The following is a 20,990-nucleotide window of genomic DNA, read 5'->3' as shown; positions in this document are numbered from 1 at the left end:
AATGAGAGTGGTAATAAATACAACTACTTTAAATAAAGGAGGGGCATTACAAGTAGCATATTCAGTTGTAAATGAATTGTCTTTGTTAAATTTGGAGTATTCTTTTTTGATATTATGTTCTGTTCCTTTTTATAACCAAATAGAGAGTGCAAAACTTCCAAACAATTTTAGTATTGAGATAGTAAAAAAGACTCCTGCAAAGTTAATAACAAGAAATAGAGTTATAAAAATTTTAAATAAAGCTGTAGAAGAATTTAAAGCAGATATTGTATTGACTATTTTTGGACCTTCATATTGGAAACCAAAAGTTAGTCATGTTTGTGGTTTTGCAGATGGGTGGTGTTATTATCCTGAAACCATAGCTTACAAAAAGCTTAAACCATTCGATCAATTAAAAAGAAAACTCTTATCAAAGTATAAATTGTTTTATCTTAAGAGAGACAGTGATCACATATTTATAGAAACAGAGGATGCTAAGAAAAGATTAATTAAAATTTTAAATTTAAAACAGGAAGAGGTTACAGTTATAAGTAATACCTACAGTTCAATTTACGATCAGGTAAGATTATTTGGTAAAAGACACCAATTATTATTAGATGAAAGAAAGCATGTAGATGAAATAAGATTTCTTTTATTATCAGCAAATTATCCTCATAAGAATATTCAAATAATTAATGAAGTTATAGAATTGTTAAAAACAGAAATTGAGCATTTTAAATTTTTTTTAACAATTCCAGAAGATGATTATAATAAGATTATTAAGAATTTGAATAAAAAATATGTCGTTAATTTAGGTACTGTTAAAGTAGAGCAATGCATACAATTATATCAAAATACTGATTTTTTATTTTTACCGACATTACTTGAAACTTTTACTGCAACATACCCAGAGGCAATGGTTATGAAAAAACCGATTCTAACTTCCGATTTATCTTTTGCTAGAGATATATGTAGGGATGCAGCATGTTATTTTGATCCTTTAGATTCAAAAGACATAGTAAAAAAAATAAAAAAAGTGATTAATAATCCAGAAATAAAAAAAAGGATGATAGATAATGGAATTGTACGAGTAAAAGATTTTCCTACGTCTAAAAATAGAGCAATAAATCTTTTAGAATTATGTCTCAATATTAATGATAAAAAATAAAAACAATGTTTCAACAGAAAACACTATTGATTACAGGAGGTACGGGTTCTTTTGGAACCGCTGTGCTCAACCGTTTTTTACATACAGATCATTTTAAAGAAATACGCATCTTTTCTAGAGATGAAAAGAAACAAGATGATATGCGTAATTTCTACAAAAATGATAAAATAAAATATTACATAGGGGATGTAAGAAATTTACATTCGTTAGAGTTGGCAACTCGTGGCGTAGATTACGTTTTTCATGCAGCAGCGTTAAAACAAGTTCCTTCATGTGAATTTTTCCCTATGGAGGCAGTAAAAACAAATGTAGAAGGCACTCAAAATGTGATAAGAGCTGCAGCTTCCAATGGAGTTAAAAAAGTAATTTGTTTATCTACAGACAAAGCAGCCTATCCAATTAATGCTATGGGGATTTCCAAAGCAATGATGGAAAAGGTTGCCATAGCAGAAGCCAGAAATTTAGAGGATACAGTAGTATGTTTAACACGTTATGGAAATGTAATGGCATCAAGAGGTTCGGTTATACCTTTGTTTATTAATCAAATTAAGAATAATGAAACTTTAACAATAACAGATCCTAAAATGACTCGCTTTTTAATGTCTTTAGAGGAGGCAGTAGAGTTAGTTCTTTTTGCTTTTGAAAATGGTAATCCAGGAGATCTTTTTGTTAATAAAGCGCCAGCAGGGACTATAGGAGATCTTGCACAAGCATTGAGAGAAATGTTTAATGCTACGAATGAGGTTAAGATTATTGGAACTAGACATGGAGAAAAACTTTATGAAACTTTATGTACCCGTGAAGAAATGGCCAAAGCAGAAGATATGGGGGATTTTTATAGAGTACCTGCAGATAATAGAGATTTAAATTACGCTAGATATTTTTCTGAAGGAGAGGAAGATGTTTCATTAGTAGAAGATTATCATTCTCACAATACAGAACAATGTAATGTAGAGGAGATGAAAAACTTATTGAAAAATTTACCATTAGTTCAAGAAGAATTAAATCTATAAATTATTATAAATGAATCCTAAAATTATTTCAGGAAGTAGTTTTAAAGATGGAAGAGGAGAATTAAACTTCAATAATTTATTTAAAGCAACAGAAATTAAAAGAATTTATACAATTCAAAATGTAAACACATCTTTTATTAGAAGATGGCAAGGACATAAAATAGAGCAAAGATGGTTTACAGTAGTAACAGGAAGTTTTAGAATAGAATTAATTCGTATAGATGATTGGGAATTACCTTCAACCAATTTGAAGAGGGAAGTCTTTGAAATATCGGATAAACAGTTAGATGTTTTATATATCCCCTCAGGATTTATTAGTAGTATTCAAGCAATGGAAGAAAATTCAAAGTTACTAGTAATGTCTGATTATTTCCTTAATGAAATAGAAGATAATTATAAGTATGATTCAAATTATTTTAAAGATTAGAAAGATATAACCATGAAAAAAATGAAAGTAGCAACAATTTTAGGTACAAGGCCTGAAATTATTAGGTTGGCAGAATGTATAAAAAAATGCGATCAGTATTTTAACCACATTCTAATTCATACTGGGCAAAACTATGATTATGAACTCAATGAAATATTTTTTGAAGATTTAAATCTTAGAAAACCAGATTTCTTTCTTAATGTGGCAGGTGATCATTTAGGAGAAACCATAGGAAACGTTATATCTAAATCTTATGAAGTTCTTGAAAAAGAAAAACCTGATGCTTTACTAGTTTTAGGTGATACAAATAGTGTATTAAGTACTATTGCTGCAAAAAGGTTGAAAATTCCTATTTTTCATATGGAAGCAGGAAATAGATGCTTTGACCAAAATGTTCCTGAAGAGATAAATAGAAAAATATCTGATCATATTTCAGATATTAACCTAACATATACAGAACATAGCAGGAGGTATTTGTTGAGTGAAGGTTATAGAAAAGATCATGTTTTTGTGACAGGATCTCCATTAAGAGAAGTATTAAATAAATATGAAAATAAGATAACATCTAGTGATGTTGTAGAAAGATTAGGTCTTACAAAAGACAATTATTTTGTAGTAAGTGCACATAGGGAAGAAAATATTGATTTAAGTAATCATTTTGAAATTTTAGTAGAGTCTTTGAATACTGTTGCTGAAAAATATCAAATCCCAATTATTTTTTCTACTCACCCTAGAACAAAAAATCGCATAGAAAAGAATGGAGTTAAATTTCATCCATTGATTACAAATATCCCTCCGTTAGGATTCTTTGATTACGTAAAACTTCAAAAAAATGCTTATGTTGTATTATCAGATAGTGGAACAATTAGTGAAGAATCTGGAATGATGAGGTTTCCAGCTGTAAGCATTCGAACTAGTACAGAAAGACCAGAGGCTATTGATGCAGGAACTATAGTTTTAGGAGGTATTAGTCAAAATGAGATACTAAATGCAATAGAAATCACAAAAGGATTAAAGGTTAGTGAAGAGACTGATTTACCTTGGGAATATGATGTAAAAAACACTTCAGAACGAGTAATAAAAGTCATACAGAGTTACACCCCAATTGTTAATAAGGTAATATGGAACAAATAAAAAAAGTATTAGTAATTGGTTGTAATGGAATGGCAGGACATGTTGTTAAATTACATCTTGAAGAAACTCAAAAATATGATGTTTGGGGTATAGCAAGAAATATAGTCCCAGAAGAAAAATTAATTAACCTAGATATTTCTGATGTTGTTAATTTAGAAAAAGTTTTTAAACAACATGAGTTTGATGTTGTGGTTAATTGTGTAGGACTTTTAAATAAGACAGCAGAAGATAACCCTGAATTAGCAGTATGGTTTAATGGTTATTTTCCTCATTTATTAGCTAAATTTGGTAACGTTTATAACTTTAAACTTATACACATAAGTACAGATTGTGTTTTTTCAGGAAAAGAAGGAAATTATAAGGAAGATGATTTTAAAAATGGGATTGGATTTTACGCACAATCAAAAGCTATTGGAGAAGTTATAAACTTAAAAGACTTAACATTTAGAACATCTATAATAGGACCAGAGTTAAAAGAAAAAGGAATAGGATTATTTCATTGGTTTATGAATCAAAAAAAAGACATAAGTGGTTTTACTGAAGCTTATTGGTCTGGTGTTACTACAATAGAATTGGCAAAAGCTATTGGAAAAGTATTAAACCAAGATTTAACAGGTATATATCATCTTACTAATAATAAAAAAATTGATAAGTATAAATTGCTTCAAGAATTTAATACTTTATTTAAAAATAAAAGTATTAATATTATTCCTAATTCAGATTACAAAGTAGATAAAAGTCTAATCAACACAAGGTCCGATTTTGATTATAGTGTCCCCAGTTATACTGAAATGATTGCAGAAATGAAAAATTGGATGGAAAAATATAATAAACTTTATAAACACTATCAATTATTGTAATTTTTTCATATGAGGATATTAATTGTAACACAATATTTTTGGCCAGAAGAATTTAGAATAAATGATTTAGCTATAAGTTTGGTAGAAAGAGGCTATGATGTAACCGTTTTAACAGGAAATCCTAATTATCCAAAAGGTAAATTTGTTGAAGGATATGGATTTAGGTGGTCTAAAGAAATTTATAAAGGGATAAATATCCTCCGAGTTCCAATTATCCCTAGAGGTAAAAATAGTCTTATGTTATTTTTAAACTATTTATCATTTATTGTTACGGGTAGTATTTTTTCTTTCTTTCATAAAAAAAAGTATGATAAAGTTTTTGCTGTTAATTTTTCACCTATAACAGCAGTAATTCCAGCTATTGTTTATTGTAAAAAAAACAAAAAGGAGCTTTCCATTTGGGTTCAAGATTTATGGCCAGAAAGTGTAGTTGCAGCAAGTAGCATTAAATCTAATCGAATACAAAAATTATTAACTAGATTAGTTAAGTATATCTATAAAAGATCAAATAAAATATTTATATCAAATAATGGATTTAAAGAGTCATTAATAGATAAAGGAGTAGATGAAGGGAAGATTTATTATATGCCAAATTGGGCAGAAGATATTTTTGAGAGTAAGAAAAACTTAAAAATAAATAGAAAACAATATTCAATTCCAGAAGGATTTGTTGTTATGTTTGCTGGAAATTTAGGTGAAGCACAAGATTTAGAAGCTGTATTAAAAGCAGCTGAATTAACAAAAAACAACAAAAATATTAAATGGGTTTTTGTAGGTGATGGGAGAAAAGGAAATTGGTTGAAGAATAATATTAAAGATAAAAAATTATCAGATACAGTTAAGGTTTTGGGAAGATTTCCAATGGAACAAATGCCTCTATTTTTTAAACTGGCAGATGTTATGTTAGTATCATTAAAAGATGAATACATTTTTTCTTTAACAGTGCCAAGTAAGGTACAGAGTTATATGGCATCAAAAAAACCAATTTTATCGATGCTTAATGGGGCAGGGAATGATATTATAAAAGAATCAGGTTCTGGTTTTGTTGCTAATGCTGGAGATTATCAAACGTTAGCAGAGAATGTAGTGAAGTGTGAAAACTTATCTGTCGAAAAAATAGAGTCTATGGGACAAAATTCTTTTGAGTATTATCAAAGACATTTTTCTAAAAATAAAATTGTTGATTCCTTTATTAAAAGCTTATGATAGATTATATTTTAATTTTTATAGTGTTAACTTTAGTATCTATTGTTTATTTAAAGTTAGCAGATAAATTAAATATTATAGATAAACCAAATCACAGAAGCTCTCACACTTCACCAACAATTCGAGGTGGGGGAATTTTATTTTTTTTAGTAATACTTATTTTTTTTGTTAGCTCAAGATTTCAGTATCCATACTTTGTATTGGGAGTTTCATTAATTGCTATTGTAAGTTTTGTAGATGATATAATTACACTAAGTTCTAGCTTTAGATTACCTTTTCAATTTTTAGCAATAGCTTTATGTCTGTATCAAATAGGGTATTCTCCAAATGATTTTCTAGTTTTAATTCCATTGTTAATTGTTGGAGTAGGGTTTATTAACATATATAATTTCATGGATGGAATTAACGGAATAACAGGACTGTATAGTATCGCAAGCTTATTAGGAATTTTATTTATAAATATTAGAGAAAACATAGTTGATAATAACTTAATTGTCTATAGTTTAATTTCTCTAGTTGTTTTTGGACTCTATAATTTTCGAAAAAAAGCAAGAATGTTTGCTGGTGATATTGGAAGTATATCTATAGCAGTGTTACTATTTTTTATTGGGGTTTATTTTATAAAAGAACTAAAGGCTCCAGTAATTATCCTTCTAGTAGCTGTATATGGAGCAGATACAATATTAACTATGATATATAGAAAGTCGATAGGAGAAAGTTTAATCCAGGCTCATAGGCTTCATATCTATCAAAAAATGGTACATACTCTAAACTTATCTCATTTAAAGGTTTCAACAATTTATGTGTTAATACAAATGGTAATTAATAGTATTGTGTATTATACATATGATTTAAAACTTTTATATCAATGTTTTATAATTATAATAATTTCAGTAGTATTGGCATTTTCTTATTATATTACATTTAAAAGTATAGAAAAGAAAAAGAAATTTTTAATTAAATGAAAAGAATACTAGTAACAGGAGGCTTAGGTTTTATCGGTTCACATGTAGTGGTAGAACTACAAAATTCAGGTTTTGATGTGGTGATTATCGACGATGTGTCAAATTCGAAAATTGAAGTTTTAGATCAAATTACTGAAATTACGAATATTAAACCGGATTTTCATCAATTAGATTTACGAGAAAAAAAAGCAGTGCACAACTTTTTCAATGAAAATGTAATTGAAGGAGTTATACACTTCGCAGCTTTTAAGGCGGTAGGAGAGAGTGTTCTGAAGCCTTTAGATTATTACGAAAATAATATAAATGCCTTAGTGTATCTGTTACAAGAAATAAAAAGTCGAAATATAGATTATTTTATTTTTAGTTCTTCTTGCACGGTATATGGGCAAGCAGATGAGTTACCAATTACAGAAGAGGCACCTATTAAACCAGCAGAGTCGCCTTATGGGAACACCAAACAGATAGGAGAAGAAATTATAAGAGATAGTTGTAAGGCGTATAATATGAATGCCATAGCCTTGAGATATTTCAACCCTGTAGGGGCTCATAAATCTGTAAAAATAGGAGAATTGCCGTTAGGAGTTCCTCAAAATTTGATTCCATTTATCACGCAAACAGCTGCTGGTATTCGAGAAGAATTATCCGTTTTTGGAGATGATTATTCAACTCCAGATGGTACTGCAATTCGTGATTATATTCATGTAGTCGATTTAGCAAAAGCCCATGTAAAAGCATTACAGCGATTATTGAACAAGCAGAACGAAGAAAATTTTGAGTTTTTCAATGTAGGAACTGGAAAAGGAAGCTCTGTAATGGAAATTATTAAATCCTTTGAGAAAGTTACTCAGCAATCGTTAAATTATAAAATAACCGATAGAAGGGATGGGGACATTACAGCAGCTTATGCAGACACTACAAAAGCCAATGAAGTATTAAGATGGGAACCTCAAGAAACACTTGAAGAAGCTTTGCTTTCAGCTTGGAAATGGCAACAAAAACAGAAATAATTTAGAATTCAAAACTCAGGTTTTCCTGAGCTTTATTTTTTATATAAATTAGCATTATAATAAATAAATTATATGAAAGGTATTATACTAGCAGGCGGGTCAGGGACAAGGTTATATCCTATTACTAAAGGAGTATCTAAACAGTTACTTCCGGTATATGATAAACCGATGATTTATTACCCATTATCAGTATTGATGTTGGCTGGTATTCGTGATATTCTTATTATTTCTACCCCAGATGATGTACCAAGTTTTCAAAAATTACTAGGTAATGGGAGTGACTTGGGAATTCAGTTAAGTTATGTAGAACAACCATCACCAGATGGATTAGCACAAGCGTTCATTATTGGTGAAGAATTTATAGGAAATGATAATGTTTGTCTTATTTTAGGAGACAATATTTTTTATGGCCACGGTTTGCCCGAAATGTTACAATCTGCAATTCAAAATATAAAAAAGAATAACAAAGCAACAGTTTTTGGATATAATGTAAAAGATCCGCAACGATATGGAGTGGTAGATTTTGATAATAATGGAAATGCAATATCTATTATAGAAAAACCAGAGAATCCAAAATCTAATTATGCGGTGGTTGGTTTGTATTTTTATCCGAATGATGTAATTCAAGTAGCTAAAAATGTAAAGCCTTCGCAAAGAGGAGAGTTAGAAATCACTTCGGTAAATCAATATTATTTAGAAAACGAACAGTTAAAGGTTGAATTAATGGGGCGTGGTTTTGCGTGGTTAGATACGGGAACACATGATTCTTTATTAGAAGCAAGTCAGTTTATTGAAACGATTGAAAAGCGTCAAGGATTAAAGGTGGCTTGTATTGAAGAAATAGCCTTATACATGGGGTATATTAATAAAGAACAAGTTAGAAAACTGGCGGAACCTTTGCAGAAAAATAGTTACGGACAATACTTATTAAACTTAGTAAAAGAATAGTAATGATTTTTACGAAAACAGCCATTCCTGAAGTTGTAATTATTGAACCGAAAGTTTTTGGAGATCAAAGAGGATATTTTTTTGAGTCTTTCAATCAAAAAGAATTTGAAGAAAATATAGGACACATAAACTTTGTTCAAGATAATGAGTCGAAATCGACTTATGGTGTTTTACGAGGCTTGCATTTTCAACAAGCACCTTTTGCTCAAGCGAAACTAGTTCGTTGTATTCAAGGAAAAGTATTAGATGTAGTGGTAGATGTTCGAAAAAACTCACCTACTTATGGGAAACATATAGCGGTAGAATTATCAGAAGAAAATAAAAAGCAATTATTTATACCAAGAGGTTTTGCACACGGATTTGTAACTTTATCCGAAGAAGCTATTTTTGCGTACAAGGTAGATAATTGGTATGCTCCTGAATACGATTCAGGGATTATATGGAATGATACTACTTTAAATATCGATTGGAAAATTACTCCAAAAGATGTAATACTTTCTTCAAAAGATAAGCTACTATCAACCTTTAAAGAGTTAGAAACTCCATTTATTTATTAGTAACTTTGAAAGGTTTATAAGTGTAAACTTTTATGAAGCATATTTTAATTACTGGTGGAGCAGGTTTTATTGGTTCACACGTTGTTCGTCTGTTTGTGAATAACTATCCTGATTACCATATTTTAAATTTAGATGCATTAACTTATGCAGGGAATCTAGAGAACTTAAAAGATATTGAAGGTCAACCAAATTATACCTTTATTAAAGGGGATATTTGTGATGAAGACTTAATAAAAGAATTGTTTTCGACTTATACAATTAATGGAGTTATTCATTTAGCTGCTGAATCGCATGTAGATCGTTCTATTACAGATCCTTTATTGTTTGTTAAAACTAATGTTTATGGAACGTTGAATTTATTAGAAGCGGCTAAAAATAGTTGGAAAGATAATTTAGAAGGAAAGCTGTTCTACCATATTTCTACAGATGAGGTGTATGGAAGTTTAGGAGATGATGGTTTTTTCACAGAAAGTACTTCTTACAATCCAAAATCACCGTATTCAGCATCCAAAGCTTCATCAGATCATTTTGTAAGAGCGTATCATAATACCTATGGGTTACCTGTTATAATTTCTAACTGTTCAAACAATTATGGGTCACATCAATTTCCTGAGAAATTAATTCCGTTATTCATCAATAATATTTGTAATAACAAATCTTTACCAGTCTATGGGAAAGGTGAAAATGTTAGAGATTGGTTGTTTGTAAACGATCATGCTAGAGCGATTGATGTTATTTTTCATAAAGGAACAGTTGGTGATACTTATAATATTGGAGGCTTTAATGAATGGAAGAATATTGATTTAATCAAGGTACTTATAAAAACGGTAGACAAACTCTTGGGAAGAAAAGAAGGAGCTTCAGAGAAGCTAATAACATATGTAACCGATAGGGCGGGGCATGACTATCGCTATGCAATAGATTCATCAAAACTTAAAAATGAATTGGGTTGGGAGCCTTCTTTACAATTTGAAGAAGGAATAGAAAAAACAGTTCAGTGGTATTTTGAAAATAAAGATTGGGTTAACAATGTAACGAGTGGTGAATACCAGAAATATTATCAGCAAATGTATGAGTAATAAAAGAGCCAAAACTATGCAGTTTTGGCTCTTTTATTAATATGTTTGAGGTTATCTCAGTCTGCTTAAGCTTAAGTCTTTATTGTATTTCACAATAAACAAACCTTCATTACCAGTACTTCCAAACATTTTTTTACGATAATCAAATTTGTTTTCTACACGCAAAGAGACTCCTTTTTTAAAGGTATTTGTAAGGTTATCACCAGAAGCTAAACGCATTAAAATATCGTATGTAATATCAAAACCTTTAATAGCATAATCTGAAGGAACTGTATTGTTCTTTTGTAAGAATTTTTCATTAAAAGTTTTGGTTTCAATAGCCTCTTCATCAGAATAGGTGTTTGAAACATAAGTAAAGTTGATACTAGCTAGCTTGTTGTTGTCAATCTTATCATAGGCACTACCTTTATCAGTAGTAAATACTTGAACTTTAATTTCGTCAGGTAAACTAATCATGCTATTTAAAGCATCAGCAACTACCACATTATCGTTAGAAGCAAATATTACCCAGTTATGTCTTTTAGAAGACATTTTTTTAGTAAAACGTTCTCTTTTAATATAACCCTCTTCAGGTTTTAAAATGTGTATGTCACTAATACTGTCATGTTTTCTCAATTCAGAAACTATTTTAGTAACATTATTTTTTGTACTACTTTCATCATCACTTACAATGAAAATTTCTTGGTCTTTATAGCTATCTTTTAGGTAAGAAGCTAAATATTCTATATATCTACTTTTTTCAGGAGAAGTTTTAACCAATCTAGAAGATGAAAATTTATTCTGTTTGTTTGAATAATGAGGAAAGATGACAGGTGCATCTACACCCTTAGCTACAACTTCAGCTTTGTCTGAGTAAAAAGGTCCAATAACCACATCAACATTTTCTAGGTTGTTGTTTTCTATGATAGTAGTAATATTTTCCCCTCTGTTTCCAGTATCAAAAATGTTAACAGCTACATTTACTCCCTGTTTTTTTATAGAATCAATAGCGATTTCTGCTCCCATATAAAAATCGGTTACCATATTGGCAAGTTGATTTCCTTCAAAGATATTTTTACTAGATTTATCACTATACTCAGTAGCTTTAAATGGTAGTAAAATAGCAAGGTTTATTGAAGAGTTTTCTTGAATACTATCTTTGTAAAAAGCATAATTTTCAGTTTTGTTCACATCTTCAATAGGCTTAATTTTTAATAATTGACCTATCGACAACTTATTGTCAACTAAATCTGGATACTCTGGATTTAAACGAACTAAATCCTTTTTTGAAACATTGTAAAAACGGGTTAAGCTATACATGGTTTCTTTACTCTTAACCGTGTGTGTTAAAAACTTTTTTAAGACCTCGTCTTTATCAATGGTTATGGTCTTTTTAATAGCCTTAACTTTTAATATTTGACCTATACTTAAATTGTTACTTTGAATGTTAGTATACTCAGGGTTGTATTTAATTAAGTCGTCTTTAGTAATATCATATTGTTTGGTGATACGATATACCGTTTCGCCTTTTTTTACCTCATGAGTCTCATACTCAACAATAGTTTGTTGAAATACCGTATCGTCTACTTCATTTGTATTGTCTGGAGTAGAATTTTTGTCGGTAGTATTGTTATTTACAACTTCTTCTTCAATTGAAGAAGTAGATGAAGAAGTACTCTTTTTAACATTTGGAATTACAATTACCGTATTGGCTTCGGGTCTTCTTCCTACATCAGGATTTAAACGTAATAAATCTTTTGTTTTCATATCCAAACGATCTGCAATGTCTCGCATTGTTTCACCTTTTTGGACTTTATAAGTTATAAAACGCTTTTGTTGACCGCAAGAAACGGCAATAGTTAAAAAACAAGCTAATAGTAAAAATTGTAATTTCTTCATCTACTCTTTTTTATTATATGGATTTTATTCCCATTCAATTGTTGCAGGTGGCTTCGAGCTGATATCGTACACAACTCTATTAACACCTTTCACATTATTTATTATTTTATTTGATGTTTTTTGTAAAAATTCATACGGTAAATTTACCCAATCAGCAGTCATACCGTCAGTACTTTCTACAGCTCTTAAGGCAACTACCTTTTCATAGGTTCTTTCATCTCCCATAACTCCAACAGAGTTCACAGGTAATAAAATAGCACCGGCTTGCCATACTTTATCGTATAATCCGCTTTCTTTTAATCCGTTGATGAATACAGCATCTACTTCTTGTAAAATACGAACTTTTTCTGCGGTGATATCCCCTAAAATCCTAATAGCTAAACCAGGACCAGGAAATGGGTGACGACCTAATAATTCTTTGTCAATTCCCATAGAAGCACCTACGCGACGTACTTCATCTTTAAAAATCATACGTAAAGGCTCTACTACTTTCAATTTCATAAAATCAGGTAATCCACCTACATTGTGATGACTTTTTATAGTAGCTGAAGGTCCACCGTTTACAGAAACTGATTCAATCACATCAGGATAAATCGTTCCTTGTGCCAACCATTTAGCATCTTCTATTTGATGAGCCTCATCATCAAAAACATCAATAAAAACTTTACCGATGGCTTTACGCTTTGCTTCAGGATCACTTAAACCTGCTAGTTCATCCAAAAAACGTGCCGAAGCATCTACACCTTTAACGTTTAACCCCATACCTTCGTATTGTTTTAATACATCGGTAAATTCATTTTTACGTAATAATCCATTATTTACGAAAATACAGTGTAGGTTGCTTCCAATTGCTTTGTGTAATAATACAGCTGCTACAGTTGAATCTACTCCACCAGACAATCCTAAAACAACTTTATCGTTACCAATCTTTGCTTTTAATTCAGCTACCGTTTCATCAACAAATGAATCAGGTGTCCAAGTTTGAGCAACTCCAGCTATATTAACTAAAAAGTTTTGTAATAATTGTTTTCCATCTGTAGAATGATATACTTCTGGATGAAATTGAATAGCATAGGTAGTTTCTCCCTCAATTTTATAAGCGGCATTTTCAACATCGTGCGTGCTTGCTAATAAAGTCCCTCCAGTAGGTAATTCTTTAATGGTGTCTGAATGACTCATCCATACTTGGCTTCCTTCAGAAATGTTTTTAAAGAATTCTTCTCCTTCTTTAATAAAAGAAAGGTTAGCTCTACCATATTCACGAGTATTCGAAGGAGCTACTAATCCACCAGAAAAATGAGATAAGTATTGCGCTCCATAGCATACTGCTAATAATGGCTTTTGACCTCTTATTTCAGATAAATCTGGATGAGGAGCTTCTTCTGAACGAACCGATGACGGACTTCCAGATAGGATTACAGCTTTAAAATCGTTTAAATTTTGTGGTATTTTGTTGTAAGGGTGAATTTCACAGTAAATGTTTAATTCTCTTACGCGGCGCGCAATTAATTGCGTGTATTGCGAACCGAAATCTAATATAAGTACGTTGTGTTGTTGCATGCGCAAAAATAGTACTTACATTTTAGATTTGCGAGAATATTTAGTAAGAAATTCTTCAGATTAACAAACTATTAATACTTATAAACAATTGCATTAATATTCATTCCTGCACCGACAGAAGCAAGAATGATTACATCTCCTTTTTTTACTTCTTGATTTTCAATATTTCCTTTTAAAACTAAATCGAGTAGGGTAGGGACAGTTGCTACAGAACTATTCCCTAATTTATGAATACTCATAGGCATTACACCTTCTGGAACAGGTTTTTTATACAAACGATAAAAACGTTTAATAATGGCTTCGTCCATTTTTTCATTAGCTTGATGTATAAATATTTTTTTAACATCATCAATTGCAATACCACTCTTGTCTAATGCAGTTTGCATTGCTTTTGGAACATTGTTTAAGGCAAACTCGTAAATTTTTCTCCCATGCATTTTAATATAGCGAACATCTTTGTCTTTGCTTTTATCGTTTGAGTTTCCAAAAAATAAAAAATAAGCTTCCTCTTTAGTGAAGGTTTGTGAAGCGTGACTTAATATTCCACTATCGCTTTTATCTACAGCTTCTATAATACAAGCTCCAGCACCATCACTATAAATCATCGAGTCTCGATCGTTCATGTCAATAACTCTAGATAAGGTTTCTCCACCAATAACTAAACATTTCTTAGCTATGTCTGCTTTAATAAAGGCTTGTGCTTGAATAACACCTTCAATCCATCCTGGACAGCCAAATAAAATATCATAAGCAACACAGTTTGGGTTTTCTATCTGCAGTAAATGTTTTACGCGAGTAGCCAAACTAGGAAGAATATCACTTTGTATAGCATCTTTTTTTACATCTCCAAAATTGTGGGCAAAAATGATATAATCTAATTCTTCAGGATTCACCTTGGCGTCTTCAATGGCTTTTTTAGCAGCCAAATACCCTAAATCAGAAGCTTTATACTCATCTTTAGCATAACGACGTTCGTCAATACCTGTGATAGACTTGAATTTTTCAATAATTATAGGATTGGGGTTGTTAATAGTAGTTCCATCTGCATTTAAAAATACATTTTTGTCAAATTTATAATTCTCTTTTGTGATTGACGGGATGAAAGAACCTGTTCCTGTAATTACTGATGACTTCATTAGGTGTGCTAATTTTTTAGGGTTGAATAATTACAAATAAAGCATTTTTATTGACTATAACCTCTTTATTGATAGTCAATTTTGCAAAATTATGATATTCTTAAAAAATAAAGGTTATTTTGGAGTATTGCAAAAATGAAGCCCTTTTTTTTAGTTTTTATGTTGTTAGTATTATAAATAAGAACTATCGAAAGAAAAAGGAAGTAAAGAAAGTAAAGATTCAGTTTTTACAATTTGTCCAACTTCTCCCATAAATAGTATTTGAATAGGTTCTTTTTGATTGATTTCATATTCTGACAATGTTTGACGACAAGCTCCACAAGGGCCAACAGGTTTGTCTACTTTAGTATTTTCTGAAGCAGCAGTAATGGCTATTTTTTTTACCTTCATGTTAGGGTATTCTGATCCTGCTTTCCAAATAGCTACACGTTCAGCACACATGCCAGAAGGATAAGCTGCGCTTTCTTGGTTATTACCTAATATAACCTCGCCATTATCAAGTAGAATAGCGGCTCCTACATTAAATTTTGAATAAGGAGCATAAGCTTTTTGCCTAGCTTCAGTTGCTTTTTCAATTAAAAAGGCATCTTCTTTCGATAATTGTGAAATATCATCAAACAAAATAGCTTTAGTAGTTATATTAATTTTCTTCATGGTAAATAAATTAGTCAAAAAAAGCAGTCGGGTAGACTGCTTTTATATTCTGACACGAATTTATAAAAAAAATATTGTTCTCCTAGTAAATTTCATAGAGTTCTCCTAAATCAAAAGATAAAGAAAAACGTAAGGTGTTTTCTAATGGGTTGTTAACGTTTGAAGTGTTAATTAAGTATGATAAATCTAAAGTGAAAGCTTTAGAGCTAAACCCTGTTCCTAAAGTAAAATATTGACGTTGCCCTTTTTCTTCACTTTCATGAAAATATCCAGCTCTTACAGCAAAAGCATTGTTGTATAAGTACTCAGCACCTAAAGCCCATGTGGTCTCTTTTAATTCTTCACTAAAATCTCTGTCACCTAAAGAGGTAAACATACCTTCGAACCATCCTCTTTCTGAGTTTGGACTTGATGGGACTAATAACTTTGTGAATTCCAAATTAAGTCCAAAAGTGTTATAATTATCAAATATAAAATCAAACCCACCACCTATTTTAGCATTTGTTGGTATAAAGTTTTCTACTCCAGGAGTGTATTCAACTTTAGGTCCAATATTAGCAATATTAAACCCTAATCGATAACGACCATTAAAGTTTCCATAGTTTTCTTCCTTAGATTGGTAGTATCCCGAAACATCTACAGCAAAAGAATTTACAGTTTCTAAACTTGAATCGTTACTTCTAATTTTATAGTTTGAGTGGATATACTTTAAGCCAATTCCCATAGAAAAGGTTTCGCTTAGTTTTAGTGAGTATATTCCTGTAATGGCTAATTCGTTAGGGGTTTCTGTTCCTGTAGGGTTATTAGAATCATCTCTTAGGGAAACTTCACCTAAAGAAAAATACTTTAAATCTACTCCCCAGGCAGATTTTTCACTATACTTATTTACATAAGAGACCCCACCTACAAAAATATCATCAGTTAAATTTCGCAGCCAAGGAGTGTAGTTTACCCCAACACTTATTCTATTTTGATTGAATACTGTTTTAGCAGGGTTGTGAAAAATTGAAAAAGCATCAGAAGATGTTGCTACACCAACATCCCCCATCCCCCCAGCACGAGCATCGGGTGTAATCAATAAAAATGGCATTGCCGTAGTGTTTATTGATGTTTGGGCTTGTACTTTGTTTTGAAGGGTAAAGCACATAAATAATAATAGCGCTATAGATAATTTTTTCATGTAAAATTTGATTAATTGTTTAGCAAATATATGATTTTCTTAAAGCATTATTTGCTTTTAATGCTTTAAGGGATCAGATTTTGTATACACTAAGGGGATTTTACTAACATGATAACGATGTTAGTATAAAAATATTATATGACTGCTTTATATTTAAAATACTATTTGCATACTCGAAAATTGTAACACTTTAATGATGCTTATTTTAATCTTTTTCTTAGTTTCGTAATACTAAAGTTAAAAAACTGTCGTTTGTAATCTTGCATGAGCAAGGTTGCTAAATGTGAAATTGTAGATAATTTAGTTGTAAGAAATTAGAAATATTGTAAATTGCGGCACCCTTAAAAACAGTTTAAAATACATGAAAAGTACGTTGAAATTATTTAGTTTATTGGCAGTCACCAGTTTATTGGTTGTTTCTTGTAAGAACAACGGAGGTGGGTCAGGTAAATCCTCATTAACAGGCTGGAACTTTAATGATCCTAGTTATGGTGGTTACATAAAAGGGAAGTATAAAGAAGGAAAGAACGTTCCTCCAGGGATGGTTCATATTGAAGGAGGTACCTTTACTATGGGATTGGTACAGGACGATGTGATGTTCGATTGGAATACAACTCCTAAAAAAATGCATGTACGTACCTTTTATATGGATGAAACGGAGGTGACAAATGCAGAGTATGGGCTGTTTATGCAATATACAAAAGATGTTTTTCCTACAGAAGACCCTCAGTTTAAAAATATTTATCCATCAATTTTACCAGATACTTTAGTTTGGAGAAAGGGATTAGGAAACACAAACTTATTATCTGAAAGCTATTTAAGACATCCATCTTATGCAGAATATCCTGTGGTTGGAGTTAGTTGGATTCAAGCAAACAAATATTGTAAGTGGCGTACAAATGCGGTTAACTTAAAAATTTTAATGGATAAAGGTGTAATTAAAAACATCTTTAAAGATGATTCATTGAGTTTTAAAGGAGCTAATAACTTTGATACAGATACATATTTGACGGATCCTTATGCTATTTTCGATGGAGATTCTACTATCTATAAAAAAGGAATTCCAGTGCCTAGAGCAAAAGGAGAGCCTAAACCAGCTAAAGGATCATTTACAGGAAGACAAGTTACCTCGTCAGATGGTATTCTATCACAAAAGTTTAGATTACCTACAGAAGTAGAGTGGGAATATGCAGCAAAAGCACTTTTTGAAAACCGCGAGTATAATAATATTAGAGGTAGAAAAAAATATGCTTGGAGCGGAAAGTACACTCGTGATAGAGATAAGCGTAGAAGAGGTGATCAATTAGCAAACTTTAAACAAGGTAAAGGAGATTATAGTGGTATTGCAGGTTGGAGTAGTGATGGATCGGATATTCCTAATGCAGTAAAAAGTTACCCTCCTAATGCATTTGGATTATACGATATGTCAGGTAACGTAGCTGAATGGGTTGAAGATGTTTACAGACCTATTATTGATTCGGAAGCTAATGACTTTAATTATTTTAGAGGAAACATCTTTACTAAGAAATTAATTAATGAAGAAGGTAAGGTGGTTATCGTTGGTGATGGAGAAGTTCAGTACGATACTTTAGAAAATGGTAGAATTGTACCTAAAGATTTACCTGGTAGTGTTAAGTATATTCCTATTACGAAAGAAGATACTTACATGAGAAGAAATTATAACTTAGCTAATAACTCTAGTTTAGGAGATGGTGATCAAGCTTCATCTAAATACTATGGATTAGATAAAGACCAGTTAGATCGTTCTTCTAGAATGTATAACTCACCTCAAAAACCAGAAGCTGAAGTAGATTCTTTAGGAAATGCAATTGATAATTATAAGTATGATAGCAAAAGAAGAACTACTTTAATTAGTGATAAGTCAAGAGTGTTTAAAGGAGGTTCTTGGGCTGATAGAGAATATTGGTTAGATCCTGCACAGAGAAGATATTTCCCAGAATATATGGCAACTAATTACATTGGATTTAGATGTGCTACTGATAAAATGGGACCTATGGTGTTAAACAAAAGAAAAACTGCGACACCAGATAAAGTTAAATAAAACAGAATTTAATTATATTCAAAAAACCTCATTGACTCTCAATGAGGTTTTTTTATTTTTACAATATGAATATAGAAGATTTATATAAGCTGTACATTACTCACGGTTTAGTTGATACAGATACTAGAAACATTAGAAAGAATGCAATGTTCTTTGCGTTAAAAGGTGAAAAATTTAATGGGAATAAGTTTGCTGAAGAAGCAATTGCTGATGGAGCTAGTTATGCTGTAGTAGATGAAGCAGTATATAAAACTTCAGAGAAAATTATTCTAGTTGAAGATGTTTTACAAACACTTCAAAAGCTTGCAAATTATCATAGAGATCAATTACAAATACCAGTTATAGCTTTAACAGGAAGTAATGGAAAAACAACGACGAAAGAATTAATTAACGCAGTACTATCAACTAAGTACAAAACAACAGCTACTATTGGAAATTTAAACAATCATATTGGGGTTCCGTTGACTTTGCTATCTATGAATAAGAATACAGAAATTGGTATTGTAGAAATGGGAGCCAACCATCCAAAAGAAATAGCTTTTTTATCTGAAATAGCAAATCCTGATTATGGTTACATAACAAACTTTGGTAGTGCACATTTAGAAGGTTTTGGGTCATTAGAAGGGGTTGTCAAAGCGAAGTCTGAGTTATATGACTTTCTTAGAAGGCATAATAAAAAGGTGTTTGTTAATCCTAACGACAGAACTCAGGTTGAAAAAACTAGTAGTATGGAAACAATAATGTTCGTCGAAGATATTCAGCTTATTGATGCTAACCCGTTTGTGAAATTATTATTTAAAGATATAAGTATAACAAGTAATCTTATAGGAACTTATAATTTTGCGAATATATCTGCAGCTATAACAATTGGAGATTTTTTTAATGTTTCATCAGAGCAAATTAAAAGAGCAATAGAAAATTATGTTCCATCAAACAATAGATCTCAAGTTATTAATACTGAAAGGAATAAAGTAATATTAGATGCTTATAATGCAAACCCAACGAGTATGAAAGCTGCTTTAGAGAGTTTTAATGCATTTAATGATACTCATAAAACTATTATTTTAGGTGATATGTTTGAATTAGGAGAGTTTAGTGCAAAAGAGCATCAATTTATAGCAGATTTGACACAACAGATGAGTTTTGATAAGGTTTTTTTAGTAGGTAAAAATTTTAATAAAACCAGAACAACCAATACTAAGTTTGAAACATTTGAAGAATTAAAAGAGTATTTAAAAATTAATTCAATTGAGAATAGTACAATTCTAGTAAAAGGATCAAGAGGAATGGCTCTTGAACGCATAGTAGAATATTGTTAAACTTTATTATTACGGTGAAAATCAACCAATTTTTCAATTGGTCGCTGAATAATATCTGTAACAACTAAGTTATTCTTAGATGCTACTTTTTCTAAAATATCCTTGAAGTAATAGGCAATAGAGCCGATAAAGTAAATAGGAGTATTAGAGTCCTTTTGAAAAGGAAGTATTCTGTAATAAAAGAAATCTTGGAATCCTTTTTTTATAATTTTTCTAATGTATTTTTTGTCTTTATATTTAAACATGAATTTGGCAAAAGAAGCCAAATACATATTCGGATTTGGTTTTCTGTATAAATTCATCTTAACAGTGTCTGTGTCAAGATCAAAAGAAGCCTGAAAAGCAGAGGCGATTTTTTTAGGCATTTTGTTATAGTAAAAATCACAGAGTAATTGTTTGCCAAAATAATTGCCGCTGGCTTCATCCATTATTGTATAACCTAATGAAGGAGCAGAAGTTATCATGGTTTTTCCATCAAAATAACAGCTGTTAGAGCCCGTTCCTAAAATACATACAATAGATGGCTTTGTGCCAGAGCTAGCGTAAACGGCACCTAAAGTGTCTTCAGAAACAATAACCCTAGCATTTGTAAAAGTAATTTCTAAAACTTCTTGTAAATTTTTAGAAGCTATGGGAGAACCACAACCCGCTCCATAAAAATAAACTTGTAAAACATCATTTTTAATATGTAACAGTTCTTTTGAACATGATATTTTATCTGTTATTTCCTCTTTTGTAAGGACGGAAGGGTTTATACCTAGTGTAGTTGCTCTGAAAACTTCTTTTTTATTATTGTTAAGAGCAATCCAATCGGCTTTTGTAGAGCCACCATCAGCAATTAAAATCATTTCTTACTAT

19 protein-coding genes are annotated in these 20,990 nt (G+C 30.9%); 13 read left to right on the top strand and 6 right to left on the bottom strand.

Translation table 11 applies throughout. The features are described 5' to 3' along the window. Position 1 precedes the first annotated feature (1 nt). From DFQ07_RS12805 to rfbB, 11 genes are all read left to right on the top strand, one after another. On the top strand, positions 2 to 1,147 hold the full coding sequence (locus DFQ07_RS12805; RefSeq protein WP_133537472.1) for a glycosyltransferase: 1,146 nt from the start codon (positions 2 to 4) through the stop codon (positions 1,145 to 1,147). 5 nt (positions 1,148 to 1,152) lie between these two features. After that, positions 1,153 to 2,160 carry a polysaccharide biosynthesis protein gene (locus tag DFQ07_RS12800; RefSeq protein WP_133537470.1) on the top strand — a complete coding sequence of 336 codons (1,008 nt, stop codon included), beginning with the start codon at positions 1,153 to 1,155 and terminating at the stop codon, positions 2,158 to 2,160. A 10-nt stretch (positions 2,161 to 2,170) separates the two neighbouring features. Then, on the top strand, positions 2,171 to 2,587 hold the full coding sequence (locus DFQ07_RS12795; protein WP_133537468.1) for a WxcM-like domain-containing protein: 417 nt from the start codon (positions 2,171 to 2,173) through the stop codon (positions 2,585 to 2,587). 21 nt (positions 2,588 to 2,608) lie between these two features. After that, a complete protein-coding gene (gene wecB, locus DFQ07_RS12790; RefSeq protein ID WP_317126700.1) occupies positions 2,609 to 3,721 on the top strand; it encodes a non-hydrolyzing UDP-N-acetylglucosamine 2-epimerase in 1,113 nt (370 codons plus the stop codon). Next, positions 3,709 to 4,581: an SDR family oxidoreductase gene (locus DFQ07_RS12785; protein ID WP_133537464.1), complete on the top strand. Its 873-nt coding sequence runs from the start codon at positions 3,709 to 3,711 to the stop codon at positions 4,579 to 4,581. The genes wecB and DFQ07_RS12785 overlap by 13 nt, the downstream gene beginning before the upstream one ends. 9 nt (positions 4,582 to 4,590) lie before the next feature. Further along, on the top strand, positions 4,591 to 5,787 hold the full coding sequence (locus tag DFQ07_RS12780; protein WP_133537462.1) for a glycosyltransferase family 4 protein: 1,197 nt from the start codon (positions 4,591 to 4,593) through the stop codon (positions 5,785 to 5,787). Then, entirely contained in the window at positions 5,784 to 6,752 is a 969-nt protein-coding gene (locus DFQ07_RS12775) for an MraY family glycosyltransferase (RefSeq protein WP_133537460.1), read from the top strand. Before DFQ07_RS12780 ends, DFQ07_RS12775 begins: the two co-directional genes overlap by 4 nt. After that, positions 6,749 to 7,759: a UDP-glucose 4-epimerase GalE gene (gene galE, locus DFQ07_RS12770; protein ID WP_133537458.1), complete on the top strand. Its 1,011-nt coding sequence runs from the start codon at positions 6,749 to 6,751 to the stop codon at positions 7,757 to 7,759. The genes DFQ07_RS12775 and galE overlap by 4 nt, the downstream gene beginning before the upstream one ends. 72 nt (positions 7,760 to 7,831) lie before the next feature. After that, complete coding sequence (gene rfbA, locus DFQ07_RS12765; protein ID WP_133537456.1) at positions 7,832 to 8,707, top strand: glucose-1-phosphate thymidylyltransferase RfbA; 876 nt, start codon at positions 7,832 to 7,834, stop codon at positions 8,705 to 8,707. 2 nt (positions 8,708 to 8,709) lie between these two features. Continuing rightward, on the top strand, positions 8,710 to 9,264 hold the full coding sequence (gene rfbC / locus DFQ07_RS12760) for a dTDP-4-dehydrorhamnose 3,5-epimerase (protein WP_133537454.1): 555 nt from the start codon (positions 8,710 to 8,712) through the stop codon (positions 9,262 to 9,264). Positions 9,265 to 9,296: 32 nt separating this feature from the next. Beyond that, entirely contained in the window at positions 9,297 to 10,343 is a 1,047-nt protein-coding gene (rfbB, locus tag DFQ07_RS12755; protein ID WP_133537452.1) for a dTDP-glucose 4,6-dehydratase, read from the top strand. 51 nt (positions 10,344 to 10,394) lie between these two features. On the opposite strand, the gene DFQ07_RS12750 is transcribed toward rfbB, so the two are convergent. The 5 genes from DFQ07_RS12750 to porV form a co-directional block, all read right to left on the bottom strand. Beyond that, on the bottom strand, positions 10,395 to 12,221 hold the full coding sequence (locus DFQ07_RS12750; protein ID WP_133537450.1) for a LysM peptidoglycan-binding domain-containing protein: 1,827 nt from the start codon (positions 12,219 to 12,221) through the stop codon (positions 10,395 to 10,397). A 24-nt stretch (positions 12,222 to 12,245) separates the two neighbouring features. Further along, the gene (gene guaA, locus DFQ07_RS12745) at positions 12,246 to 13,781 is read right to left on the bottom strand and encodes a glutamine-hydrolyzing GMP synthase (protein WP_133537448.1); all 1,536 of its coding nucleotides are present in this window, start codon (positions 13,779 to 13,781) and stop codon (positions 12,246 to 12,248) included. Positions 13,782 to 13,852: 71 nt separating this feature from the next. Next, positions 13,853 to 14,917 carry a 3-oxoacyl-ACP synthase III family protein gene (locus DFQ07_RS12740; RefSeq protein ID WP_133537446.1) on the bottom strand — a complete coding sequence of 355 codons (1,065 nt, stop codon included), beginning with the start codon at positions 14,915 to 14,917 and terminating at the stop codon, positions 13,853 to 13,855. Between the two features lie 171 nt (positions 14,918 to 15,088). Then, a complete protein-coding gene (gene cdd, locus DFQ07_RS12735) occupies positions 15,089 to 15,571 on the bottom strand; it encodes a cytidine deaminase (protein WP_133537444.1) in 483 nt (160 codons plus the stop codon). An 82-nt stretch (positions 15,572 to 15,653) separates the two neighbouring features. Next, positions 15,654 to 16,751, bottom strand: a complete 1,098-nt coding sequence (gene porV, locus DFQ07_RS12730) for a type IX secretion system outer membrane channel protein PorV (RefSeq protein WP_133537442.1) — start codon at positions 16,749 to 16,751, stop codon at positions 15,654 to 15,656. A gap of 361 nt (positions 16,752 to 17,112) precedes the next feature. On the opposite strand from porV, the gene gldJ reads away from it, so the two are divergent. Both gldJ and DFQ07_RS12720 read left to right on the top strand, forming a co-directional pair. After that, a complete protein-coding gene (gene gldJ / locus DFQ07_RS12725; protein ID WP_133537440.1) occupies positions 17,113 to 18,813 on the top strand; it encodes a gliding motility lipoprotein GldJ in 1,701 nt (566 codons plus the stop codon). A gap of 65 nt (positions 18,814 to 18,878) precedes the next feature. After that, positions 18,879 to 20,132 (top strand): UDP-N-acetylmuramoyl-tripeptide--D-alanyl-D-alanine ligase, encoded by a 1,254-nt coding sequence (locus DFQ07_RS12720; RefSeq protein WP_133537438.1) that lies wholly within the window; start codon positions 18,879 to 18,881, stop codon positions 20,130 to 20,132. Here the strand turns inward: DFQ07_RS12720 and DFQ07_RS12715 are convergent. Continuing rightward, a complete protein-coding gene (locus DFQ07_RS12715) occupies positions 20,129 to 20,980 on the bottom strand; it encodes an N-acetylglucosamine kinase (protein WP_133537436.1) in 852 nt (283 codons plus the stop codon). The genes DFQ07_RS12720 and DFQ07_RS12715 overlap by 4 nt on opposite strands. Positions 20,981 to 20,990: the final 10 nt, after the last annotated feature.

The sequence above is a fragment of the Tenacibaculum caenipelagi genome, from assembly GCF_004363005.1.
Classification (GTDB): domain Bacteria; phylum Bacteroidota; class Bacteroidia; order Flavobacteriales; family Flavobacteriaceae; genus Polaribacter; species Polaribacter caenipelagi.
This window is presented reverse-complemented; position numbering and strand designations above follow the sequence as displayed.